This is a genomic window from Enterovibrio baiacu (genome assembly GCF_004120195.1).
GTDB classification, from domain to species: Bacteria; Pseudomonadota; Gammaproteobacteria; order Enterobacterales; family Vibrionaceae; genus Enterovibrio; species Enterovibrio baiacui.
Genome location: NZ_SCHN01000013.1, coordinates 92,302 through 115,776, shown reverse-complemented (window position 1 = coordinate 115,776; position 23,475 = coordinate 92,302). Strand labels below are relative to the sequence as shown.

The following is a 23,475-nucleotide window of genomic DNA, read 5'->3' as shown; positions in this document are numbered from 1 at the left end:
AAATTATGTCAGAGCAGTTTTCACACATTTCCGTCCTTCTCCATGAATCCATTGATGGTTTGGCGATCAAACCTGATGGCATTTATGTCGATGGTACGTTTGGCCGTGGTGGTCATAGTCGCCAAATTTTGTCTCGCCTAGGCGAAAACGGCCGTCTTTACGGCATCGACCGCGATCCTCAAGCCATTGCTGAAGCGGCAACGATCGACGACCCGCGTTTTAGCATCATTCATGGGCCTTTTTCTGGCATTCAACAATACATTGAAGAGCGCGGCCTCAGCGGTCAGATCGACGGCGTATTGTTGGATCTGGGCGTGTCTTCTCCGCAGCTGGATGATCCTGAGCGTGGTTTTAGCTTCATGCGTGACGGCCCGCTGGATATGCGTATGGATCCAACATCAGGTGTTTCTGCCGCGCAATGGCTTCAAGAAGCCGATGCGGATGACATTTCTTGGGTTTTGAAAGTCTTTGGTGAAGAGCGTTTTGCAAAACGCATAGCGCGCGCCATTGTTGCCCATCGTGAAGATGAAGAAAAAGAGCCGATTACGCGCACGTTGCAGTTGGCAAATTTGATTGCGAATGCAGCGCCGTCTCGTGACAGAAAGAAACACCCAGCGACACGCAGCTTCCAAGCCATTCGTATTTACATCAACAGTGAGTTGGATGAGATCGAAACGGCACTGCAAGGCGCACTGAATGTGCTTGCACCGGAAGGGCGTTTGTCCGTGATCAGTTTCCACTCGTTGGAAGATCGCTTAGTGAAGCGTTTCATTCGCAAACAAAGTAAAGGACCAGATGTGCCACACGGTGTGCCATTGACTGAAGTACAGATCCGCGCCTTGGGTCGTGCTGCGATGAAGCCAGTCGGCAAAGCCTTGAAGCCTTCTGATACCGAAGTATCTGATAACACGCGTTCACGCAGCTCCGTGCTTCGTGTCGCCGAAAAGCTTGGTGACTAATGTCGTCTAACCCAGGATTAACAAAGCAAATCGCGCATGACCTTATCACTGTCGGTAAGGTCCCTTTGGTCTTGTTCGTCCTGGTGTTGTTGTCAGCGTTAGGTGTGGTGTATACCACCCAACAAACACGCTCTGTCATCGCAGCCAATGATCAATTGCTCATGGAGCGAGAACGCCTTGATGTCGAATGGCGAAATCAGCTTCTTGAAGAACATGCTCTATCAGAACACAGTCGCGTCGAAGGTATGGCGCGACAGGATCAGGACATGATTCGTCCTGACAGCAAGCGCGAAATCATAGTGAGCCAATAAGTGTTTAAGGGAAAAAAGAAAGCCGGTAATCAGCGAGCCAAGAAGCAAGCGCCAACCTTTATTAAGTGGCGTTTCGTGACGGTTTGTTTCTGTATTTCGTTAGCCATGATGGCCCTCATTGCTCGCGCAGCCTATATTCAAGTCATCGAACCAGACCGCCTTCGTTACGAAGGCGATTTGCGTTCTGTACGTGTCAAAGCCATGCCGTCAGCGCGTGGCATGATCACCGACAGAAACGACGAGTCTTTAGCGGTCAGTGTGCCTGTTCAAGCGGTGTACGCCGATCCTGCCACCATCTTCAAAAACGATAAACTGCAAGACAAGCCGCGCTGGTATGCGTTGGCGGATGTACTAGGTATTGACCGACAAGAGATGCTTGAACGCATCGAAAGAAACAAAACCAAACGCTTTATCTACCTTCAACGCCAAGTTGGGCCTGCGATGTCATCTTACATCAAAGGGTTGAAACTGGCGGGCATTGGCATGAAAGACGAATCTCGCCGTTTTTATCCAGCGGGGGAAGTCAGTGCTCATCTAGTGGGCGTAACAGGGATTGATGGCCGTGGCCTTGAAGGCATTGAGCGCGGGTATGATGGCTGGTTGAGTGGTGAGCCGGGCCGCCGTACCGTGCGCAAAGACAGATACGGTCGAGTGGTGGAAAACATTTCCCTCGAAGCAAGAGAGGAAGGTAAGCCACTGCAGTTGAGTATTGATCAGCGTTTGCAGGCCATTTCTTATCGTGCCATCAAACAAGCCGTGGCGGACTATCGTGCGACCTCGGGGTCGTTGGTGATGGTTGATGTGCGCACGGGTGAAGTATTGGCCATGGTCAACGCACCTTCCTATAACCCGAACAATCGCGCCGATCTTAAAAGCTTCAAAATGCGTAACCGTGCGATTACCGACGTGTTTGAGCCAGGTTCAACCATCAAGCCTTTGGTTGTGCTAGCGGCATTGGAAAACGGTGTCGCAGACGAAAGCACGGTGATTGATACAGGCAATGGCGTGATGTCTATTGGCGGCGCGAAAGTGCGTGACGTATCGAAAGCAGGCAAGGCCAACCTTCGCAAAATTCTTCAAAAATCCAGCAACATCGGTGTGAGTAAATTGTCGCTCTCTATGCCTGTCGAAGCCTTATTGGGTCTTTACAGTAGCTTTGGTATCGGTGATGCGACAGGTGTCAATCTGGTCGGGGAATCCCTAGGCCTGTATCCTTCTCGCCGTCGCTGGTCGGACTTCGAGCGCGCGACCTTATCATTTGGCTACGGATTGTCGATCACGCCAGCACAATTAGCGCGTGCTTACGCGGTGCTGGGAGGCCTTGGTGTGAATCGTCCGTTGTCGATTTTGAAAACCGAAGCCGTCGTGCCGGGTAAGCAAGTGGCCTCGCGTGAAAACACACGTAAAGTCATCGACATGCTGGAAGCGGTCACGCAAGAAGGCGGCAGTGCCCGTCGTGCTGCTGTTGATGGCTACCGTGTCGGTGCGAAAACCGGTACAGCGAAAGTGGCCGTAGCGGGCGGTTACGGCGATGAGTACATCGGATACACCGCAGGCATTGCGCCAATCAGCGATCCTCGGATTGCGCTGGTGGTGGTGATCAATGAACCACAGGGCGACAAATATTATGGCGGCCAAGTGGCAGCGCCAGTGTTCTCTGAGGTCATGAAAAGTGCATTACAAATTCTAAATATCGCGCCAGACGCGAAACAACCTTCGTTACAACTTGCACATACGGACAGGCAGAACTGATGCCGAACACGAGTTTCAAAGAATTATTAGCGCCTTGGTTTGATGGCGCGCCGGAGCAACACATCACTGGCCTTGCGCTGGACAATCGTCAGATCCAGCAAGGTGATGTTTTTATCGCGGTTCAAGGTCATAACCTTGATGCGCGACGTTTTATTGCCGACGCGATCCGCGCCGGTGCGGTAGCTGTTATTTCGGATGACGGCGATACCGCTGGGCAATTTGGTCTCACCCTGCACGATAACGTACCTGTGGTTGCCTTCCCTCATCTTAAATCAACACTTTCAGACATTGCCGCTCGCTTCTATCAAGCGCCAAGTAAAGGCATGACCACCATTGGTGTGACAGGGACGAATGGTAAAACCACCGTGAGCCAGCTTATCGCGCAGTGGATAGACCTCATGCAGGGTCGCGCTGCGGTCATGGGAACGACGGGGAATGGATTTCTTGATGCATTAGAGCCTGCTCTGAATACCACGGGCAGCGCCGTTGATATACAGCAGCAACTCGCCGCCTTTAAGGTTGCTGGGGCAACCCATGTTGCCATGGAAGTGTCGTCACACGGTTTGATTCAAGATCGCGTGAAAGCCGTCGATTTTGATGCGGCCATCTTCACTAACCTGAGTCGCGACCACCTTGATTACCACGGCACCATGGAAGCGTACGCAGAAGCAAAATTGCGTTTGTTTACCCACTACGGTTCGCCAGTGTCGGTGATCAATGCGGATGATGACGTCGGTGCACAGTGGTTAGGCTCTATGCCTGAAGCCATTGCTGTTTCTATCTCTGAAGAAGGTGTGGTTGCACATCAAGGCCGTAAGTTATGGCTAACCACCGTGAGCTACGCGACCAGCGGCGTCACCATCGCGTTTTCATCCGACTGGGGTGACGGTGAATTTACCGCGCCACTGGTGGGCGAATTTAACGTCATGAACTTACTGTTGAGCCTGACAACCTTGTTAGGGCTTGGCTACGACAAATCTGAACTTCTGGCCGTTGCACCGCAACTTCAAGCCGTTATCGGACGCATGGAAGTTTTTCATCGCGCTGACAAACCTATGTTTGTTGTTGATTATGCTCACACGCCCGACGCCCTTGAGAAAGCGCTTACCGCGTTGCGTCGTCATTGCGAAGGCGCGTTGTGGTGCATTTTCGGTTGTGGTGGCGATCGTGATACGGGTAAACGCCCAATGATGGCGAGTATCGCTGAAATGCTCGCAGACAAAGCGATTCTCACTGACGACAATCCCCGCTCTGAATCTCCCGAAATCATCGTGTCAGACATGCTCGCGGGTATGACTGCGCCTGATAACGCGATTGTGTTGCATGACCGCGCAGACGCTTGCCGTTATGCCTTTGAGCACGCAGCGCCAAACGACGTGATTTTGGTGGCAGGTAAAGGGCATGAGGATTACCAAGTATTGGCATCGGGCACCATTGATTATTCAGACAGAGACACAGTGCGAATGTTGTTGGAGGGAGAGCAATGATCCCCGTTTCGCTCACGTCATTGAAAGACGTATTAAACGCAGAACTTATCAATATCAACACCGATGATGTGGTGATTGATGCAGTATCGACAGATACACGAACACTCGGTGAAGGTGCGCTGTTTGTCGCCCTCGTCGGCGAGCGTTTTGACGCGCATGATTTTGTGGGAACCGCGAAAGACAACGGCGCGTCTGCGCTTCTCGTTTCAAAAGCGGTGGATTGCGATTTGCCGCAGCTTATTATTGCAGACACCACACAGGCACTGGGGCAACTCGGTGCTTGGGTGAAAACACAATGTGATGTAAAAACCATCGCATTGACAGGCAGTTGCGGTAAAACCACGGTGAAAGAGATGTTGGCCGCGATTTTGTCGCAAAAGGGTCAAACGCTCTATACCTCGGGCAACTTCAACAACGATATTGGCGTCCCGCTTACGTTGTTGCGCCTGCAACCGTCAGATGACTTTGCAGTGATTGAACTGGGGGCGAATCACATTGGTGAAATCGCCTATACCACCCAATTGGTCAAGCCGGATATCGCACTGGTGACGAACCTCGCCGCTGCGCATTTAGAAGGTTTTGGCTCACTGGATGGCGTAGCAAAAGCCAAAGGCGAGATTTTTGAAGGCCTTGCCGATGGGGCATTAGCGATAGTGAACCTCGACAGCAATGGTGGGCCGCGTTGGGATGCGGTGCTAGAAAGTAAGCAGTTACTGACCATGACGGTATCAGACAAAGTGGCCGATTATCGCGCCATGAACATTCAACCTGCAGACGGTGGATGTTTTCAGTTTGATTTAGTGACGCCAGCGGGAACCTTCCCGATTGTGCTGAGCTTGCCGGGTGAACATAACGTGGCCAACGCGGTATTGGCGGCCATGGCTGCGCTGAATATTGATGGTGTCACTATGGTCGAAGTGACAAAAGGGTTGGGGTCTGTCGCGCCCGTTAAAGGCCGCGGTGCGATTAGCTTTCCTCGTGAAGGTCTCCGTCTTATCGACGACAGCTACAACGCGAGCTTGGCTGCGATGAAAGCGGCGGTTGATATGCTCGACAGTTTTGATGGCGACAAGGTCATCGTATTGGCTGACATGGGCGAGATGGGGGAGCATTCCGATGCGGTGCACCTTGAGGTTGCTGAGCACCTTAGCCAATCAAGTATCCAGACCGTGATTACATTCGGGCCAGCCAGTGCTGTGATCAGCGAGCGTTGTGGTGGTCAGCATTTTGAAAACAAAGACGCGCTGATTGCGCACGTAGTAGAACTCATGAATACAAAACACGAAGTTTCTGTGCTGGTAAAAGGCGCCAATGGAATGAAAATGTCTCAAGTAGTGGCAGCAATTGAGGAGGCCGCAACATGCTAGTTTGGCTATCGGACCTTCTTGAAAACTATGTGCCGTTTTTCCGTCTATTCGATTACCTAACGTTCCGCGCGATCGTCAGTGTGCTTACCGCATTGGTGATTTCGTTGTGGATGGGGCCTCGCATGATTGCCCGTTTGCAGATGTTGCAAATCGGTCAGGTGGTGCGTAACGAAGGGCCTGAATCGCACTTCAGCAAGCGTGGTACACCAACCATGGGCGGTATCATGATTTTGACCGCCATCGCGGTAACCGTGCTGTTGTGGGCAGATTTGAGCAACCCCTATGTGTGGGCCGTGCTTGTTGTGACCTTGGGGTATGGTGCCATCGGCTTTATGGATGATTACCGTAAAGTGGTGCGCAAAAATACCGATGGTCTGGTCGCGCGTTGGAAGTTCTTTTGGCAATCCGCCATTGCGCTAGTGGTTGCCTTTGCGCTGTATGTGCACGGCCAAGATACCGCCGCTACGCAGCTCGTTGTGCCTTTCTTCAAAGATGTGATGCCTCAGCTTGGCTTGTTCTACATCGTCTTTACCTATTTCGTGATTGTGGGCACCAGTAATGCGGTTAACTTAACCGATGGCCTTGATGGCTTGGCAATCATGCCAACGGTCATGGTGGCGAGCGGCTTTGCCTTTATTGCGTGGGCAACGGGTAACGTTAACTTTGCCGAATACCTGCATATCCCATACATCAAAGATGCCAGTGAGTTGGTGGTGGTGTGTGCCGCGATTGTTGGCGCAGGCCTCGGCTTCTTGTGGTTCAACACTTACCCAGCACAAGTCTTTATGGGTGATGTGGGCTCACTCGCATTGGGTGGCGCGCTTGGCACCATCGCAGTGTTGGTTCGCCAAGAGTTCTTGCTCGTTATCATGGGCGGCGTGTTCGTGATGGAAACACTTTCCGTTATCTTGCAGGTGGGTTCATTTAAGCTGCGTGGTCAGCGCATTTTCCGCATGGCACCTATCCATCACCACTATGAATTGAAAGGCTGGCCTGAGCCGCGCGTGATCGTGCGTTTCTGGATCATTACTTTGATGCTGGTTCTTGTTGGACTGGCGACGTTGAAGGTACGTTAATCCATGGCAGACACCGCGAAAAAACAGATTGTGGTGATAGGGCTCGGTATGACCGGGCTTTCTGTCGTTAATCATCTGCTGCGCAAAGGCGGCGATGTCGATATCAAGGTGATTGATACGCGTGCGACACCGCCAGGCGCTGAGCAACTGCCTTCCAGTGTTGCGTTGCACGCTGGTGGCTGGAACATGGATTGGTTATTGAATGCCGACCAAATTGTTGCAAGCCCAGGCATTGCGCTCGCGACCCCTGAGCTTCAAGACGCCGCAGCACAAGGCATTGAAATCGTCGGTGACATTGAACTGTTCGCCCGTAATGTCTCTGCACCTGTGATTGGTATTACTGGCTCGAACGGCAAAAGCACCGTGACCAGCCTTGTTGGCGAAATGGCAAAAGCGGCCGGCGTGAATGTCGGTGTGGGTGGCAACATCGGTTTTGCTGCGTTGGATATGTTGGCGAATGATCACGCACTGTATGTGCTTGAGCTGTCGAGCTTCCAGCTTGAAACCACGTCATCGCTCGACTTGTCGTCTGCTGTGTTCTTGAATTTGTCTGAAGACCACATGGACAGATACACAGGCATGGACGACTACCGTGATGCCAAGCTTCGCATTTATGACCAAGCGCGCTTAGCGGTTTGGAATCAAGACGATGTGCAAACCAAACCGCTTTCTCATGAGAAGGCAATCAGCTTTGGATTTTCTGATGGTGAGTACACGCTAACATTGCGCGACGGACAAGAGTGGCTCACGGCGAAAGGTGAGGCAGTCATGCCTGTGTCTGACATTGCCCTCGTGGGTCGACACAATGTGGCGAACTGCTTATCTGCAATGGCGCTTGCTGACTCCGTAGGCATCGACCGTCAAGCGCAATGCCAAGCAATGCGCGAATATCGTGGGTTAGCTCACCGTTGCCAACAAGTGTTGGAACAAGATGGCGTTCTTTGGGTCAATGACTCTAAAGCAACCAACCCAGCAAGCACATTGGCGGCGTTGGATGGTTTGCAATTGGCGGGTCGTTTGCATCTGTTGGTCGGTGGCGATGGCAAAGGCGCGGATTTTTCTTCGCTAAAACCCGTGCTGAATACGTTGAACGTGACTTTGTATTGCTATGGCCGAGACGGTCATGCATTTGCGGCACTTGTTGATACGCCGGTAGTGACGGAAACCATGCAAGCGGCGATGGACATCGCGGCGCGCGATGCGAGAGCAGGCGACATGGTATTGCTATCGCCAGCCTGTGCGAGCTTCGATCAATTTACAAACTTTATGGTGCGAGGTGATACCTTCGCAGCCTATGCAAAAGAGATTGCTGGGAGCAAGGTGTCAGGATGATGAGCATGAAGTGGGAAGACAAAAATGTCTGGCGGTGGCTGTCTCAGCCTTCGCCTACCGCTTTGTATGACAGACAAATTGTCTGGCTCTCATTTGGGCTGATGCTGGTCGGTTTGATCATGGTGACCTCTGCGTCGATCCCTGTTTCAAGCCGATTGGTTGATCAACCGTTTTACTTCGCGATTCGCCAAGGCGTTTACCTTATCGGTGCCTTGGTACTAGCAGCGGTTGCGTTGCAAATACCGCTCGCAAGGTGGCAACAGCTTAGTGTGCCTATGTTGCTCATCTCCTTGTTCTTGCTGGTAGCGGTATTGGGTATAGGGCGGTCAGTTAACGGAGCCATGCGCTGGCTGCCGTTGGGGGTGATAAACCTTCAACCCGCAGAAGTGGCGAAGCTCTCGCTGTTTTTGTTCATCGCTGGCTACTTGGTTCGTCGGCATGGCGAGGTACGCGAAAGCGTATATGGCTTCTTGAAGCCTCTTGCGGTGCTGATCATCATCGCAGTGCTCTTATTGGCCCAGCCTGATCTGGGATCTGTGGTCGTGATGTTCGTGACCACGATAGGCATGTTGTTCATTGCGGGTGCAAAGCTGTGGCAGTTTGGCGTGCTTTTGTTCTCAGGGATTGCGCTTGTCGGGCTGTTGATCGTTGCCGAACCCTATCGTGTTCGGCGTGTGACGTCTTTCCTCGACCCATGGCAAGACCCGTTTGGTAGTGGTTACCAACTTACCCAGTCTTTGATGGCCTTTGGCCGCGGAGATTGGTGGGGGCAGGGATTGGGTAACTCCATCCAGAAATTGGAATATTTGCCCGAGGCACACACCGACTTCGTGGTGGCTGTGCTCGCAGAAGAACTTGGTTTGGTGGGTGTCACCGTCGTGTTATTGATGGTGTTTGCGCTTGTTTTCCGTGCGTTGTTTATCGGAAAGCGATGCCTTGAAGCAAACCAACTGTTTGGTGGCTTCCTTGCGTTTGGTATTGGCATTTGGTTTGCATTCCAAGCCTTGGTTAACGTTGGCGCAGCCGCCGGGATCATGCCAACCAAAGGTTTGACGTTACCGCTGGTCAGTTACGGCGGTTCCAGTTTATTTATTATGTCTACGGCGGTGGCCTTGCTGTTGAGAATCGACCACGAATATCGGTTGGAAACGTCTCAGGCACACCAACGAATAGTGACCCATGAAAAAAGAAAACGAACAAAAGCATAAACGATTATTGGTGATGGCTGGTGGTACTGGCGGTCACGTTTTTCCTGGGCTTGCGGTTGCCAATGAGCTTCAACAAGAAGGTTGGGAAATCCGTTGGTTAGGTACGGCAGACAGAATGGAGGCCGATTTGGTGCCAAAACATGGCATTGAGATCGACTTTATTGAAGTAAAGGGGCTGCGTGGTGCGGGGTTTGCGCGTAAACTTCTCGCCCCCTGGATGGTGCTCAATGCAGTGTTTCAAGCCAAAAAGCACATCAAACACTGGCAACCGAATGCGGTATTAGGCATGGGTGGCTATGTCAGTGGCCCCGGTGGTCTTGCGGCATGGTTGAGTGGCATTCCTGTGGTGCTGCATGAACAAAATGCCGTGGCAGGATTAACCAATAAATGGTTGGCAAAAATCGCTCGGCGTGTGTTGCAGGCTTTCCCTGGTGCGTTTCCAAACCAAGAAGTGGTTGGGAACCCGGTGCGAAAGGACGTGTGTGCATTGCCAGCACCTTCTGAAAAGCACCATGAAGACGGTGCGCCACTGAAGGTGTTAGTGATGGGAGGCAGTCAAGGGGCGCGCATTCTCAATCACACAGTGCCAGAGGCATTGGCTCGCGTGACAAGAGATGTCTTGGTTCGCCACCAAGCGGGTAAAGGCAGCCAAGCGGATACCGCAGAACGTTACGCGAATGCCAACGTCGGCAACGCTGACGTGACCGAATTCATCGATGATGTAGCAGAAGCCTATGGCTGGGCAGACATCATCATTTGCCGCTCTGGTGCGCTGACTGTGTCAGAAGTCGCAGCGGCAGGCGTGGCCGCGATTTTTGTGCCGTTTTTACACAAAGATCGCCAACAGGCATTAAACGCAGAACATTTGGTGAGTAACGGAGCGGCCATCATGATGGAGCAACCTGACCTTACCGCTGAGAAACTGGCGGAGACGCTGGAAACATTAGAATTTAGTACCTTGATGACGATGGCTGAAGCGGCAAAAGGCGCGGCCATTACGGATGCAGCAACGCGTGTTGCTACCGTCATCAAAGACGTAGCGAATTAAGAGAACAAAGTGATGGGCAAGTTTGATAGTCATCAGCTAGAAAAAATCAGAACCATGGTGCCGGAGATGCGCCGTGTAAACCGTATTCACTTTGTTGGTATCGGCGGTGCAGGCATGTGCGGCATTGCAGAAGTTCTGCTCAATGAAGGTTATGAAATCACAGGCTCAGATCTTTCTGAAAATGTGGTGACACAGCGTTTGGAAAGTAAAGGTGCAAACGTCTTTTTCGGTCACGCAGAATCAAACGTAGACGGCGCGAGCGTGGTGGTGGTGTCTACTGCCATCAAACAAGACAACCCTGAATTGGTTGCAGCGAAAGCAGCGCGTATTCCTGTGGTTCGTCGTGCTGAGATGTTGGCTGAGTTGATGCGCTACCGTCACGGTATTGCTGTTGCGGGTACGCACGGCAAAACCACGACAACGGCACTGACCACGCTGATCTATCAAGAAGCAGGTCTGGATCCTACGTTCGTTAACGGCGGTTTGGTGAAAAGTGCGGGCACAAATGCACGATTAGGGTGCAGCCGTTACTTGATTGCTGAGGCGGATGAAAGCGATGCGTCGTTCCTGCACTTGCAGCCAATGGTCTCCATCGTTACCAACATTGAAGCTGACCATATGGATACCTATGGCGGCGATTTTGAAGTGTTGAAGCAAACCTTCGTCGACTTCCTGCATCAACTGCCTTTCTACGGTCAGGCTGTTATGTGTGTGGACGATCCTGTTGTGCGTGAATTGATCCCGTCGATCGGTCGTCAAGTGATTACTTATGGTTTCTCTGACGATGCTGACGTGCAGTTAAGAGATTACCGTCAAGAAGGCCAAAAAGGCATATTTACTATTCGTCGTGCGGGTAAGCCTGATCTTAACATCGAGCTTAATATCCCCGGTCGTCACAATGCACTGAATGCGACGGCGGCAGTGGCGGTTGCAACAGAAGATGGTGTTGAAGATGACGCTATCCTTCGCGCTCTGGCAGGGTTTGAAGGCACAGGCCGTCGCTTTGACCAATTGGGTTTGTTCCCTGTTGATGATGGGCATGTTTTGCTGGTGGACGATTATGGACACCACCCAAGTGAAGTGGACGTGACCATTCAAGCGGCACGTGCAGGTTGGGCGGATAACCGTTTGGTGATGGTATTCCAGCCACACCGTTACAGCCGAACACGCGATCTGTATGAGGATTTTGCAAATGTTCTTGAACAAGTTGACGTTCTGCTGATGTTAGATGTGTATTCTGCCGGCGAAGCGCCGATTTCAGGCGCTGACGGACGTAGCCTTTGCCGTACAATTCGTGGGCGTGGGAAAATCGATCCAATCTTCGTTCCAGACGTTGAATCTCTGCCTGCAGCCTTAGCTGCGGTGATTCAACCAGGCGATATGGTATTGACCCAAGGTGCTGGTGATATCGGTAAAGTGGCTAGAAAACTGGCCGAATTGAAGTTGGATAAAACGGCGTTAAGTGAAGAAAGCTGAAGAGAAAAATTAAGTTTTGTGTAAAACAGCCGATGTTTAAATGAGCAATGTCTAATTTTTAATCGGATATTGGTGGTTTTGCATGTATTTGATCTCAGCTTAATCACTTCTGAGCCAACAAGGGTTGGAGACCTGTCAAACTGACCGTTATAATCGGTCGGTTCTGCGCATGTAGCGCGACAGGTTGCCTTAGAATGATGCGAGGCAATTAGCCTGACTATGACAAATGTGACCGCAGATGATGTACCGGCTCAACCTTCAATGTTTAAAGAACATTGGGGGGGGCTGGTGTTTTTGGTATTTGTCATTCTAGGAATTGTTTGGTCTTTGCTCCGCGTGTTGTCGTGGATGGGAGACGAAAAGCAATTGCCCTTGTCGCAGATTGTTGTGCAAGGCCAGTTAACGCACTTGTCGTCGTCAGAGGTACGTGATGCGGTCTTGCATTTAGGCCCGCTTAGCAGCTTTATGTTGCAAGATGTTGATGCCATTCATGGCGCAATTTCGTCGCTACCTTGGGTAGCAAACGTGGCCGTAAGAAAACAATGGCCAGACACATTAAAAGTAAATGTGACTGAATACCGCCCTGAGGCAGTCTGGAATGGATCTCAACTTCTGGATGTCACTGGCACTGCATTTAATGCAAACCCTGACGATGTGGCAGGACAAGGGCTGGTTTCCTTGCATGGCCCTGAAGGGAGTGAGCATGAAGTGCTAGATGCATGGCGAGAGATGCGCCGAATTCTAGCACCTACAGAATTAGAGATTGCCGCCCTGGCATTAAATGAACGTCGCTCGTGGCGAGTGGTTACCCGAGACGGTACGCGCATTGAATTAGGGCGAGAATCCAGAGAAGAGCGGTTACAACGCTTCGTGAGCCTGTTTGATGAAATCAATGAAACAGGTCGAGCCATACAATATGTGGATTTGCGCTACGACACTGGTGCGGCGGTGGGCTGGAAAGCTCCCCAAGTAGACAGTGAAGAGTAAACCTGAGAGTAGGTGGAATGAAACAAACAACTGACAGACCACTGATTGTTGGATTAGACATCGGGACTTCGAAAGTCTCAGTGTTAGTCAGTGAGATATTGCCGGACGGCGCGGTGAATGTGCTGGGTGTCGGTACCACGCCATCTCAGGGCATGGATAAAGGTGGCGTTAACGATCTCGAATCGGTAGTGAAATCTGTCGAGCGAGCGGTTAACGATGCTGAACTGATGTCGGATTGTAAAATCCGTTCAGTGTTCCTTTCTTTGTCAGGCAAGCATATTCATTGCCAGACAGAGCGCGGAATGGGCACGATTTCTGATGAAGAAGTGACCCAAGAAGATGTCGACATGGTGATTCACACGGCAAAATCGGTGAAGATCAGCGACGAACAGCGTGTATTGCACGTGATTCCGCAAGAGTACAAAATTGACTATCAAGAGGGCATCAAGAACCCTGTGGGTTTGTCAGGCGTCCGAATGGAAGCCAGTGTTCATTTGATCACGTGTCACAGCGACACGGCAAAGAACATTGAAAAAGCAGTTGAGCGCTGTGGTCTTAAAGTGGATCAATTGATCTTCTCTGGACTAGCAGCAAGCCACGCGGTGATCACTGCCGACGAGCGAGAGCTGGGTGTGTGTGTGGTCGATATCGGTGGCGGTACGATGGATATCTCAGTATGGACGGGCGGTGCGCTTCGCCATGCCGCTGTTATCCCTTATGCCGGAAACGTCGTAACCAGTGACATTGCTTATGCCTTCGGTACACCATTGAGCGATGCTGAAAAGATCAAAGTGAAACACGGCTGCGCACTCAGCGAGCTAGTGAACAAAGATGCCAAGGTCAATGTTCCAAGTGTAGGTGGTCGCCCTTCGCGCAGCCTACAACGACAAACGTTGGCTGAAGTTATTGAACCTCGTTGTAGCGAACTGTTGGGGTTGGTGCAACAAGAGTTGGAACGAGTTCAGGAACGCCTACGTGCACAAGGCGTAAAACATCAATTAGCGGCGGGTATCGTCCTGACCGGTGGTGCGGCACAAATGCAAGGTTTGGTGGAGTGCGCTGAGCGTGTCTTCCAAAACCAAGTTCGCGTGGGGCTTCCAGCAGGGGTCACTGGTCTTACAGACTATGTTGACGCGCCTTATCACGCAACAGCGGTTGGATTGCTGCATTACGGCAAAGAAAACCTATTGAACGAAACGAACGAGCCAGAGCCTAAACGAACTGTATCAGGAATGTTCAGTAAGCTTAGTGGCTGGTTAAAAAAAGAATTTTAAACCTGATGCGAACAGGAATGACGGAGAGAACACATGTTTGAACCGATGATGGAAATGTCCAACGACGCGGTAATTAAAGTCGTTGGTGTTGGCGGCGGCGGTGGTAACGCAGTCGAACACATGGTGCGTGAGTCAATTGAAGGGGTGGAATTCATCACCGTCAATACTGATGCTCAAGCGCTGCGTAAGACAGCAGTTAGCACAGTCATCCAAATTGGTGGCGATATCACGAAAGGCCTTGGTGCGGGTGCAAACCCACAAGTCGGTCGTGAATCTGCAATGGAAGATCGTGAAGCGATTAAAGCTGAGCTCGAAGGTGCCGATATGGTATTTATCGCAGCTGGCATGGGCGGTGGTACCGGTACTGGTGCAGCGCCTGTTATCGCTGAAGTTGCGAAAGAGTTAGGTATTTTGACCGTCGCGGTTGTCACAAAGCCATTTAGCTTTGAAGGCAAAAAACGCATGGCATTTGCTGAGCAAGGTATCGAAGAGCTGTCTAAGCACGTCGATTCATTGATCACTATCCCTAACGAAAAGCTTCTGAAAGTACTGGGTCGTGGCATTACATTGCTAGACGCGTTTGCAAAAGCGAACGATGTGCTGCGTAACGCTGTCCAAGGTATTGCAGAGCTGATTACTCGCCCTGGCCTGATCAACGTCGACTTTGCGGACGTCCGTACAGTGATGTCTGAAATGGGTCATGCGATGATGGGTAGCGGCATGGCTACTGGTGAAGATCGTGCTGAAGAAGCGGCTGAAATGGCAATTTCAAGTCCACTTCTGGAAGACATTGATTTAGCAGGCGCACGAGGCGTGTTGGTAAATATTACCGCAGGTTTTGATATGCGACTGGATGAATTCGAAACTGTAGGTAACACTGTAAAAGCGTTTGCCTCAGATAACGCCACTGTGGTTATCGGTTCGTCAATGGATCCAGAAATGAGTGACGAATTGCGCGTGACAGTAGTCGCTACTGGTATTGGTAACGAGCGTAAGCCTGACATCACTTTGGTTCCGGGAACACAAAAACCGGCACCGGTTGAGAACAAGGCACAGCCTTTGCAAGAAACAACAAAGGCGGCAACCTCTGTACCAAGTCGTCCAACTGAATCTCCGGTTCAGTCTCAGACGACTAACGTGGCACCGAAGCCTAAACAGGAACAAGACTACTTGGATATCCCTGCGTTTTTACGTAAGCAGGCAGACTAATCTCGTAGCGCTTGGTTTGTGTACAGTTGCGTGGTATTATTGCGCCCGTTTTATGCTGTTGTGACAGTGTAATGAGTGACTTAGTGCGCAGAAATTAAATTCAGTTGGGAATGGCAGATGATTAGACAACGAACATTAAAGACTATTGTTCAAACGACGGGAGTGGGTTTGCACTCGGGTCGTAAGGTCACATTGATCCTGCGCCCAGCTGCAGCTAACACTGGCGTTATTTACCGCCGTACTGACCTTAATCCACCGGTAGATTTTCCGGCAGATCCTGCGTCAGTACGCGATACAATGCTGTGTACTGCACTGGTCAATGACGACGACGTTCGTATTTCTACGGTTGAGCACTTGAATGCCGCGCTTGCGGGTTTGGGTATTGATAACGTTATTGTTGAAGTTGACGCACCAGAAATTCCAATTATGGACGGCAGTGCCAGTCCATTTATCTATCTGCTGCAATCTGCGGGTATTGAAACCTTGAATGCGCCGAAGCGATTCGTGCGTATCAAGAAACCTGTTCGCATCGAAGACGGCGACAAATGGGCTGAGCTTGTGCCTTATGACGGGTTCCGACTCGATTTCGCCATTGATTTCAATCACCCAGCGATTGAAGCAGAGCAGCAAAGTCTGGTGTTAGATTTTTCTTCACAATCGTTCATCAAAGATATCAGCCGTGCACGTACCTTCGGGTTCATGCGTGACATTGAATACCTCCAATCACGTAACCTGTGTTTGGGTGGTAGCTTTGATTGTGCCATCGTTTTGGATGACTACCGTATCCTTAACGAAGACGGCCTGCGTTTTAACGATGAGCTTGTTAAACACAAAGTATTGGATGCCATTGGCGACCTATACATGTGTGGTCATAACATTATCGGTGAAATGCGTGCTTATAAATCAGGCCACGCGTTGAACAACCAACTTCTTCGCGCAGTACTTGCTGATCAAGAAGCTTGGGAATGGGCGACCTTCGAAGACGCACAGACATTGCCAGTTAGGTTTGCTGAACCAGGAATGGTATTGGCGTAATAACCTAAGCGAATACAAAAAAACCGAAGCCTTGGCTTCGGTTTTTTTATGCGTGTTTCTTTTGGGCTGCTGTGACAATCGATTCGCTTCTCGCTTCTCGCTTCTCGCTTCTCGCTTCTCGCTTCTCGCTTCTCGCTTCTCGCTTCTCGCTTCTCGCTTCTCGCTTCTCGCTTACTGCTCACCTTTGTTAGATAACGCCGCAATCGCCTCTAAGCGCTTTTTCAGCTTATCAGGCACCATTTCAGCGACAGCTTTTAAATATTCCGCAGCAATGGGGCTTAGTGTACGTGGTTCAGCCATTTTCTTTTCGGCTTCTATTCGAATATCTGATTTCGCGAGCTCGGGGTTTACCTTTATCTCGATGGTTGAGAGGGACGGCAATGCTTCTCTGCGTAAGGCTGAAAGCAGCATTTGTCTGTCGTAATTCAAACGTGTTGCCCACGATGACGAACCGCACTCAAGGATTAAAGTGCCATCACGGTAGTTTGCAACGCGGCAATGTTTTGCCGACTGTGCGGGTAAAAGCTGCTTAATCTGGTCATTGAGCTTTGCTAGCGCGAGGGCGCGCTGACGCACTTGCCCTGAGGCGTTGCCTTCCAGTAAATCTAATGTGGATTTCGGTCTGTGATCTCGCATAACCATCTTGCTATCCGCTTTCTCTTCTTCAAGGGTATCAGGCGAACGAAATAGACACCATGTTTGTGAAGTCTAATGCCTGTTTCACGGGTCTTTACTTGAAGTCTGCACCTATTTCTCTGTTTGAATTGCATAGAAACTGCGCGATGAATGACGCAGGGAATGAACAGGTTCTAATTTTTAGTATCAAAAACGGTGCGACCCGCATTACAGGTGGGATGACGTGTCGATATGGCTTATGATTATTCCCCCGAGATTGATCATCACGATCTCGTTGCGTGATTAAATTATTAATAGGCCTTGAAATACTTTCCTGAAGGCACAAGATCATCGCTATAAATACGGTTTCTTTTTCGACAAAGATGTCCGACAAAGAATTCTGGCAGAGGACATTGCTGATCTTTCTCTGCCGCGCAGCATCCCGGCTTTGGCTCTGACGCTAAAGCGTAAAAAATATGAGAGAAACGGCAAAGCCATGTTATCGAAATTAATTACTAAAGTAATCGGAAGCCGCAATGACCGCACACTGCGCCGTCTTCGCAAAGTCGTCAATGAAATCAACAAGCTTGAGCCACAATTTGAAGCATATGGCGACGATGAGCTAAAAGCGAAAACCGCTGAATTCCGTCAACGTATCGCGCAAGGCGAAGACCTTGATGTCATCCTGCCAGAAGCGTTTGCAACGGTTCGCGAAGCGTCTAAGCGTGTCTATGGCATGCGCCACTTCGACATGCAAATGGTCGGTGGTATGGTCTTGAACAATGGCCAGATTGCAGAGATGCGTACCGGTGAAGGTAAAACGCTGACCGCAACGCTACCTGCTTATTTGCATGCCTTAACCGGTAAAGGCGTTCACGTTGTTACCGTGAATGATTACCTTGCAAAACGTGATGCTGAAACAAACCGTCCGCTATTTGAATTCCTTGATATGACCGTTGGTACGAACGTACCTAACATGGCTCCGCCAGAGAAAAAAGCAGCGTACCAAGCCGATATCCTTTACGGAACAAACAACGAATTTGGTTTTGACTACCTACGTGACAACATGGCGTTCCGCGCGGAAGACCGTGTGCAACGTGAACGTTACTTCGCAGTGGTGGATGAAGTTGACTCCATCTTGATCGATGAAGCACGTACGCCTTTGATCATTTCAGGTCCAGCTGAAGACAGCTCTGAAATGTATGCGCGCATCAATGCACTGATCCCTCAACTGGTTCGCCAAGACAAAGAAGACAGTGAAGAATACCGTGGTGACGGCCACTTCACCGTTGATGAAAAATCCAAACAAGCGCACTTGACCGAAACGGGCCAAGAGTTTGTTGAAGATCTTTTGAAGAAAAATGGCCTGATGGAAGAGATGGATACCCTGTACTCTCCTGCCAACATTTCTCTGCTTCACCACATTAATGCTGCACTTCGTGCACACGTGCTGTTCGAAAAAGACGTTGATTACATCGTGAAAGACGATGAAGTCATTATCGTTGATGAGCACACTGGCCGTACGATGCCTGGTCGTCGTTGGTCTGAAGGTTTACACCAAGCGGTTGAAGCGAAAGAAGGTGTGAAGATTCAGAATGAAAACCAAACACTGGCATCTATCACCTTCCAGAACTACTTCCGTCTTTACGAAAAACTGTCAGGCATGACAGGTACTGCTGATACCGAAGCCTTCGAATTCCAGTCAATCTATGGTCTAGATACCGTTGTTATCCCAACCAACAAACCTATGGTGCGTGATGACATGGCGGATCAGGTTTACATGACTGAGCGCGAGAAGTTCAACGCCATTATCGAAGACATCAAAACGCGCAGTGAGAAAGGTCAGCCTTCTCTTGTGGGTACCGTGTCGATTGAAAAATCAGAATTGCTGTCGAATGCACTGAATGAAGCCGGCGTAAAACACGCCGTATTGAACGCCAAGTTCCACGCACATGAAGCAGACATCATTGCTGAAGCGGGTTCCCCGGGTGCGGTCACCATTGCAACGAACATGGCAGGCCGTGGTACGGATATCGTATTGGGTGGTAGCTGGCAGACTGAAGTTGCTAAGTTGGAAAACCCAACAGAGCAGCAAATCGAGGACATTAAAGCCAAGTGGCGTGAATCTCACGATGCCGTTAAAGCTGCGGGTGGTCTTCACATCATTGGTACTGAGCGTCATGAATCTCGCCGTATCGATAACCAGCTTCGTGGTCGTTCAGGTCGTCAGGGTGACCCTGGCTCAAGCCGTTTCTACCTTTCAATGGAAGATTCACTGATGCGTATTTTCGCGTCTGAGCGTGTGTCTAATATGATGAAGAAACTGGGGATGGAAGAAGGCGAAGCCATTGAACACCCATGGGTGAACAAGGCCATCGAAAACGCACAACGTAAAGTTGAAGGCCGTAACTTCGATATCCGTAAACAGCTTCTTGAATTCGATGACGTTGCCAACGACCAGCGTAAAGTGGTGTATGAGTTACGTGATGAACTGATGAACACCAATGACATCAGCGATATGATCGAACAAAACCGTGAAGACGTGATCAACGATGTGATTGATCAATACATTCCACCTCAGTCGCTCGACGAAATGTGGGACGTTGCAGGCCTTGAAGCACGCTTGAAAGCTGACTTCGACGTTGAAATGGCGCTTCAAGAGTGGCTAGACAACGACGACAAGCTTTATGAAGAGCAGCTTCGTGAGCGTATTCTTAACACCATCGTTGACGTGTACAAATCCAAAGAAGCGGCTGTGGGTGAAGAAACCCTGCGTAACTTTGAAAAAGCCGTCATGCTGCAAACACTGGATACGCTTTGGAAAGAACACTTGGCGGCGATGGATCACCTTCGTCAAGGTATCCACCTACGTGGCTATGCGCAAAAGAATCCGAAACAAGAGTACAAGCGCGAGTCGTTTGAACTGTTTGAGGGCATGTTGGATGCACTGAAATCAGACGTTGTGACCACACTTAGCCGTGTACGTGTTCAACAGCCTGAAGAAGTGGATCGCATGGAAGAGCAACGTCGTGCGCAAGCTGAAGCAGCTGCACGTCACCAGCAAGTCAGCCATGCTGATGCGGAAAACCAATTGGATGACAGCCATGAGCAAGAGTCTGATACTGTGGTTCGCGGTGAACGTAAAGTGGGTCGTAACGAGCCATGCCCTTGTGGTTCAGGCAAGAAATTCAAACAATGCCACGGTAAGATCAGCTAATCACTGATTGAGGTATTGTTGGGGGCACACCCCAATAGGAAAGGCCGCTGCTGTGCGGCCTTTTTCATGGATTAAGATTAGGGTTAACATGGATAAGAAACGCATTCACATCGCGGCTGGCATCATTCTGAATCAAGACCGCAACAAGATTTTCATCACTCAACGTCCTGCAAAAGCGCATAAAGGCGGCTTTTGGGAGTTTGCGGGTGGTCAGGTTGAGCTGGGTGAAACGGCGGAGCAAGCCGTTGTGCGTGAGCTTGAAGAAGAAGTCGGGATCACAACAACAGATCTTGAGCTGCTGTGCTCATTAGCGCATGACTACCCAGACAAAGCGCTGACGTTTGATTTCTTTTTGATTAATGGGTTCACCGGTGAGCCTTTTGGAAAAGAAGGTCAACCCGGGCAATGGGTGACGATCAGCGAACTGTCGAACTTTACCTTCCCAGAAGCGAACGCACCGGTATTAGCGAAGATTGTTGAAGTGTTAGGGTAACGCGATACTTTCCAAGAGCTATTAATTCATTCAAGGGGCGAGCGAAGATGTACATTGCTCTTTCTCGCCACTCGATTCTCTCATTCTGCTTTTCCTGCTTTTCCTGCTTTTCCTGCTTTTACTGATTCTCTGACCATCCATCGCTGTCAGACATGTCAGGCGCACCTGCAATACGTTTCTCTTCATCGGCCCATTCGCCGAGATCAATCAGCTGACAGCGCTTGCTACAAAACGGGCGGTAAGGGCTCACATCACCCCAGACAACAGGCAGTTTGCACTGAGGGCATTTTACGATGGTAGGGTTTTCTTGCTTCACAAGTTACCTCAAAGCATGGTTGATTGTTGTTAACAGACCGCCAGAGACAACGACATGTTATCTGCGACATTTTGGCTCTCATCAAACGGCATAAAGCGGATGGCGAACCGCGATTTATGGCCTGAGATTAATGGGAACGCATTATAGTCTGGTGAAATCTTAATACGCAAAAGACTCGCCCCTTCCACGTCTTGCTGAAGGAAGCCATTTTTCACAGTCAGGGGTTGCATAGCAGCACCGCCGCGGGTCAATCGTAGCCAAAACGACAGGGCATCACTCAAAGGCTTTAACGATGACTGCCATTCAATGGCATCTGCTTGGCAGTGTGCCAGAGGCAAATTCAGCCAATGATGAAGTGCGGGCAAGTCAAAACTGCAGGTGCCACCCGGAATAGAAAAGCGTTGGCGAATGGAAGAGAGGAACTTATCTTCACGCAATTTTTGCCCTAAACGAGGTGCTTGTAAGAGAGTCTGCTGCAATTGGCGGCTTTCGCTAAGTAGCGCCATGAGTTGTTCTTTATCAACTGCAGGGACATCTAACCAGGTTTGGAGTTTGGCACGTTGCTTCTCAAGATCTTTAGCAAGATCGGCTTTGACCTGAACTTGTTCGAGGATCTCAATCAAATCGAAGATGCTTTTAAAGAACAGCGTTGAATGGCCGCTTTCGGTGAAAGATTCTGACTGAGAGATTTGCAGTAAGAGCTGTTCTAGGCGCAAATAGACGCGAACCTGTTCATTTAAGGGATGCTCGTAAAGGGTATCGCTGGTCATGATGATTCTCGTTGTTTCCCTGCTAACGCAACGTATTGACTGTGTAAGGCAGCAACCTGAGCGTTGAGTTCCTCATTACTGCATTCATTCTCAACGACGTCGTCAGCAAAAGAAAGACGTTCTTTTCGGGATGTTTGTGCTTTTAAGATATTTTTTACCTGAGTCTCATCGACGCTATCTCTTTGTGTCGTGCGTTCGATCTGTGTTTGCTCTGATACATCAACTACCAGAATACGGTCGCAAAGGCTTTGTAACCCATTTTCGACAAGCAATGGCACCACAAGCATGCAATAGGGCGAGGTGGCTTGTTGCGTCTGTCGCAGCATCTCTAAGCGGATGGCTGGGTGCAGCAATGCATTCAGCCAGTCTTTTGCATCTGGCGTTGAGAAAATGTGGGCTCTGAGCTTGCCGCGATCCAGCATGCCTTGCGCATCAAGAATGTCAGCACCGAATTTGTCGACAATGGCCGCTAAACCTTCTGTACCCGGTTCAACAACTTGTCGCGCAATGATGTCAGCGTCGATAACATCAATGCCTTTATCTGCGAACAGATTTGCTACTGTGGTTTTTCCACTCCCAATGCCGCCCGTAAGCCCGATGACAAAAGCCATTTACATCCCTAAATATGAAGTCAGATACCAGTCGACAATACTATTGCCCCAAAGCAGACTAATCCAGCCCGCAATGGCAAGGTAAGGACCAAATGAGAAAGGTGTTTCTTTTCCTGTGCCTTTAACGCGCATCAGAATCAGGCCTGCAATCGCGCCGGTAAATGAGGCAACAAGAATTACAAAAGGCAATTGTTGCCACCCCAACCACGCGCCTAATGCGGCAAGTAATTTAAAGTCACCATATCCCATTCCTTCCTTGCCAGTGAGAAGCTTAAAGAGCTGAAACACGCTCCACAGCGACAAGTAACCCGCCATTGCACCAATCAAAGCCTCTTCAAGCGATAGAGGGGAAATGCCGACGAGGGCTGCCAGTAAGCCTGCCCACATTAGGGGGAGTGTCATTTGATCTGGCAGCAACATGGTATCGATGTCGATGAAGCACAGCGCGATAAGCACAAAGGTGAAACCTATCGCCGCGAGGGACCAATACGACCCTGGGATGAAGTAAGCGGTTAAACCTACTGTGACAGCGGTAAGCAATTCAACGAACGGGTAACGCGCGCTGATTTTTGTTTTACAGTGTCGGCATTTTCCGCCGAGCAGCAACCAGCTCAGCAAAGGCACGTTGTCGATCGCCTTAACCGGCTGTTTGCAAGACGGGCAGTGTGAACGTGGAATGCTGAGATTAAACGGTTCTTCGGGTTCAGGTGCGGGCAAGTCTGGAAAGCACTCATGGCATTCGGTTTTCCACTGACGCTCAAGCATGATCGGAAAACGGTAAATCACCACGTTGAGAAAGCTGCCAACGATAAGTCCAAATACAGACGCGAGAAAAACATACAGACTCGGAGAGTCGAACAGCCAATCCATCTTGAAATCCAATGTGAGTTTATGACGATATGATAACGGGTTGTGCAGCCTGTCTCTATCCT

The 23,475-nt window shown here is 50.2% G+C and carries 21 protein-coding genes; 16 read left to right on the top strand and 5 right to left on the bottom strand.

Annotation, left to right across the window (positions count from 1 at the left end; all coding sequences use genetic code 11):
* Window positions 1-5 precede the first annotated feature (5 nt).
* From rsmH to lpxC, 14 genes are all read left to right on the top strand, one after another.
* Window positions 6-959, top strand: a complete 954-nt coding sequence (rsmH, locus tag EQP46_RS15165; protein ID WP_129494455.1) for a 16S rRNA (cytosine(1402)-N(4))-methyltransferase RsmH — start codon at window positions 6-8, stop codon at window positions 957-959.
* A complete protein-coding gene (gene ftsL / locus EQP46_RS15160; protein WP_129494454.1) occupies window positions 959-1,270 on the top strand; it encodes a cell division protein FtsL in 312 nt (103 codons plus the stop codon). Before rsmH ends, ftsL begins: the two co-directional genes overlap by 1 nt.
* Complete coding sequence (locus EQP46_RS15155; protein ID WP_129494453.1) at window positions 1,271-3,022, top strand: penicillin-binding transpeptidase domain-containing protein; 1,752 nt, start codon at window positions 1,271-1,273, stop codon at window positions 3,020-3,022.
* On the top strand, window positions 3,022-4,509 hold the full coding sequence (murE, locus tag EQP46_RS15150; protein ID WP_129494452.1) for a UDP-N-acetylmuramoyl-L-alanyl-D-glutamate--2,6-diaminopimelate ligase: 1,488 nt from the start codon (window positions 3,022-3,024) through the stop codon (window positions 4,507-4,509). The genes EQP46_RS15155 and murE overlap by 1 nt, the downstream gene beginning before the upstream one ends.
* Window positions 4,506-5,876, top strand: a complete 1,371-nt coding sequence (locus EQP46_RS15145) for a UDP-N-acetylmuramoyl-tripeptide--D-alanyl-D-alanine ligase (RefSeq protein ID WP_129494451.1) — start codon at window positions 4,506-4,508, stop codon at window positions 5,874-5,876. The genes murE and EQP46_RS15145 overlap by 4 nt, the downstream gene beginning before the upstream one ends.
* Complete coding sequence (mraY, locus tag EQP46_RS15140; protein WP_129494450.1) at window positions 5,870-6,952, top strand: phospho-N-acetylmuramoyl-pentapeptide-transferase; 1,083 nt, start codon at window positions 5,870-5,872, stop codon at window positions 6,950-6,952. The genes EQP46_RS15145 and mraY overlap by 7 nt, the downstream gene beginning before the upstream one ends.
* Window positions 6,953-6,955: 3 nt before the next feature.
* On the top strand, window positions 6,956-8,284 hold the full coding sequence (gene murD / locus EQP46_RS15135; protein WP_129494449.1) for a UDP-N-acetylmuramoyl-L-alanine--D-glutamate ligase: 1,329 nt from the start codon (window positions 6,956-6,958) through the stop codon (window positions 8,282-8,284).
* Window positions 8,281-9,492: a cell division protein FtsW gene (ftsW, locus tag EQP46_RS15130; protein ID WP_129494448.1), complete on the top strand. Its 1,212-nt coding sequence runs from the start codon at window positions 8,281-8,283 to the stop codon at window positions 9,490-9,492. The genes murD and ftsW overlap by 4 nt, the downstream gene beginning before the upstream one ends.
* Window positions 9,464-10,540: an undecaprenyldiphospho-muramoylpentapeptide beta-N-acetylglucosaminyltransferase gene (murG, locus tag EQP46_RS15125; protein WP_129494447.1), complete on the top strand. Its 1,077-nt coding sequence runs from the start codon at window positions 9,464-9,466 to the stop codon at window positions 10,538-10,540. Before ftsW ends, murG begins: the two co-directional genes overlap by 29 nt.
* A 12-nt stretch (window positions 10,541-10,552) precedes the next feature.
* Entirely contained in the window at window positions 10,553-12,016 is a 1,464-nt protein-coding gene (gene murC, locus EQP46_RS15120; protein ID WP_129494446.1) for a UDP-N-acetylmuramate--L-alanine ligase, read from the top strand.
* 219 nt (window positions 12,017-12,235) lie between these two features.
* The gene (locus tag EQP46_RS15115; RefSeq protein WP_129494445.1) at window positions 12,236-13,003 is read left to right on the top strand and encodes a cell division protein FtsQ/DivIB; all 768 of its coding nucleotides are present in this window, start codon (window positions 12,236-12,238) and stop codon (window positions 13,001-13,003) included.
* Window positions 13,004-13,020: 17 nt separating this feature from the next.
* Window positions 13,021-14,277 (top strand): cell division protein FtsA, encoded by a 1,257-nt coding sequence (gene ftsA, locus EQP46_RS15110; protein ID WP_017008185.1) that lies wholly within the window; start codon window positions 13,021-13,023, stop codon window positions 14,275-14,277.
* Window positions 14,278-14,310: 33 nt separating this feature from the next.
* The gene (gene ftsZ / locus EQP46_RS15105) at window positions 14,311-15,486 is read left to right on the top strand and encodes a cell division protein FtsZ (protein WP_129494444.1); all 1,176 of its coding nucleotides are present in this window, start codon (window positions 14,311-14,313) and stop codon (window positions 15,484-15,486) included.
* 117 nt (window positions 15,487-15,603) lie between these two features.
* Window positions 15,604-16,521 carry a UDP-3-O-acyl-N-acetylglucosamine deacetylase gene (lpxC, locus tag EQP46_RS15100; RefSeq protein ID WP_129494443.1) on the top strand — a complete coding sequence of 306 codons (918 nt, stop codon included), beginning with the start codon at window positions 15,604-15,606 and terminating at the stop codon, window positions 16,519-16,521.
* Between the two features lie 171 nt (window positions 16,522-16,692).
* On the opposite strand, the gene EQP46_RS15090 is transcribed toward lpxC, so the two are convergent.
* The gene (locus tag EQP46_RS15090) at window positions 16,693-17,163 is read right to left on the bottom strand and encodes a DUF721 domain-containing protein (RefSeq protein ID WP_129494441.1); all 471 of its coding nucleotides are present in this window, start codon (window positions 17,161-17,163) and stop codon (window positions 16,693-16,695) included.
* A gap of 469 nt (window positions 17,164-17,632) precedes the next feature.
* Between EQP46_RS15090 and secA the strand changes: the two genes are divergently transcribed.
* Both secA and mutT read left to right on the top strand, forming a co-directional pair.
* Window positions 17,633-20,353: a preprotein translocase subunit SecA gene (gene secA / locus EQP46_RS15085; RefSeq protein WP_129494440.1), complete on the top strand. Its 2,721-nt coding sequence runs from the start codon at window positions 17,633-17,635 to the stop codon at window positions 20,351-20,353.
* Between the two features lie 88 nt (window positions 20,354-20,441).
* Window positions 20,442-20,846 carry an 8-oxo-dGTP diphosphatase MutT gene (mutT, locus tag EQP46_RS15080; protein ID WP_129494439.1) on the top strand — a complete coding sequence of 135 codons (405 nt, stop codon included), beginning with the start codon at window positions 20,442-20,444 and terminating at the stop codon, window positions 20,844-20,846.
* 118 nt (window positions 20,847-20,964) lie between these two features.
* Here mutT and yacG read toward each other — a convergent pair whose 3' ends face one another.
* From yacG to EQP46_RS15060, 4 genes are read right to left on the bottom strand one after another with little or no spacing between them, the layout of a single operon-like run.
* Window positions 20,965-21,162: a DNA gyrase inhibitor YacG gene (gene yacG / locus EQP46_RS15075; protein WP_017008191.1), complete on the bottom strand. Its 198-nt coding sequence runs from the start codon at window positions 21,160-21,162 to the stop codon at window positions 20,965-20,967.
* A 29-nt stretch (window positions 21,163-21,191) separates the two neighbouring features.
* Window positions 21,192-21,932 (bottom strand): cell division protein ZapD, encoded by a 741-nt coding sequence (gene zapD, locus EQP46_RS15070; RefSeq protein ID WP_129494438.1) that lies wholly within the window; start codon window positions 21,930-21,932, stop codon window positions 21,192-21,194.
* Window positions 21,929-22,543 carry a dephospho-CoA kinase gene (gene coaE / locus EQP46_RS15065; protein ID WP_129494437.1) on the bottom strand — a complete coding sequence of 205 codons (615 nt, stop codon included), beginning with the start codon at window positions 22,541-22,543 and terminating at the stop codon, window positions 21,929-21,931. The genes zapD and coaE overlap by 4 nt, the downstream gene beginning before the upstream one ends.
* Window positions 22,544-23,413, bottom strand: coding sequence for a prepilin peptidase (locus EQP46_RS15060; RefSeq protein ID WP_129494436.1), 870 nt, complete (start codon window positions 23,411-23,413; stop codon window positions 22,544-22,546).
* Window positions 23,414-23,475: the final 62 nt, after the last annotated feature.

Coding starts and splice junctions, on each gene's coding strand:
- rsmH (WP_129494455.1), top strand. CDS start 6: ATGTCAGAGCAGTTTTCACACATTTCCGTCCTTCTCCATGAATCCATT.
- ftsL (WP_129494454.1), top strand. CDS start 959: ATGTCGTCTAACCCAGGATTAACAAAGCAAATCGCGCATGACCTTATC.
- murE (WP_129494452.1), top strand. CDS start 3,022: ATGCCGAACACGAGTTTCAAAGAATTATTAGCGCCTTGGTTTGATGGC.
- EQP46_RS15145 (WP_129494451.1), top strand. CDS start 4,506: ATGATCCCCGTTTCGCTCACGTCATTGAAAGACGTATTAAACGCAGAA.
- mraY (WP_129494450.1), top strand. CDS start 5,870: ATGCTAGTTTGGCTATCGGACCTTCTTGAAAACTATGTGCCGTTTTTC.
- murD (WP_129494449.1), top strand. CDS start 6,956: ATGGCAGACACCGCGAAAAAACAGATTGTGGTGATAGGGCTCGGTATG.
- ftsW (WP_129494448.1), top strand. CDS start 8,281: ATGATGAGCATGAAGTGGGAAGACAAAAATGTCTGGCGGTGGCTGTCT.
- murG (WP_129494447.1), top strand. CDS start 9,464: ATGAAAAAAGAAAACGAACAAAAGCATAAACGATTATTGGTGATGGCT.
- murC (WP_129494446.1), top strand. CDS start 10,553: ATGGGCAAGTTTGATAGTCATCAGCTAGAAAAAATCAGAACCATGGTG.
- EQP46_RS15115 (WP_129494445.1), top strand. CDS start 12,236: ATGACAAATGTGACCGCAGATGATGTACCGGCTCAACCTTCAATGTTT.
- ftsA (WP_017008185.1), top strand. CDS start 13,021: ATGAAACAAACAACTGACAGACCACTGATTGTTGGATTAGACATCGGG.
- ftsZ (WP_129494444.1), top strand. CDS start 14,311: ATGTTTGAACCGATGATGGAAATGTCCAACGACGCGGTAATTAAAGTC.
- lpxC (WP_129494443.1), top strand. CDS start 15,604: ATGATTAGACAACGAACATTAAAGACTATTGTTCAAACGACGGGAGTG.
- EQP46_RS15090 (WP_129494441.1), bottom strand. CDS start 17,163: ATGGTTATGCGAGATCACAGACCGAAATCCACATTAGATTTACTGGAA.
- secA (WP_129494440.1), top strand. CDS start 17,633: ATGTTATCGAAATTAATTACTAAAGTAATCGGAAGCCGCAATGACCGC.
- mutT (WP_129494439.1), top strand. CDS start 20,442: ATGGATAAGAAACGCATTCACATCGCGGCTGGCATCATTCTGAATCAA.
- zapD (WP_129494438.1), bottom strand. CDS start 21,932: ATGACCAGCGATACCCTTTACGAGCATCCCTTAAATGAACAGGTTCGC.
- coaE (WP_129494437.1), bottom strand. CDS start 22,543: ATGGCTTTTGTCATCGGGCTTACGGGCGGCATTGGGAGTGGAAAAACC.
- EQP46_RS15060 (WP_129494436.1), bottom strand. CDS start 23,413: ATGGATTGGCTGTTCGACTCTCCGAGTCTGTATGTTTTTCTCGCGTCT.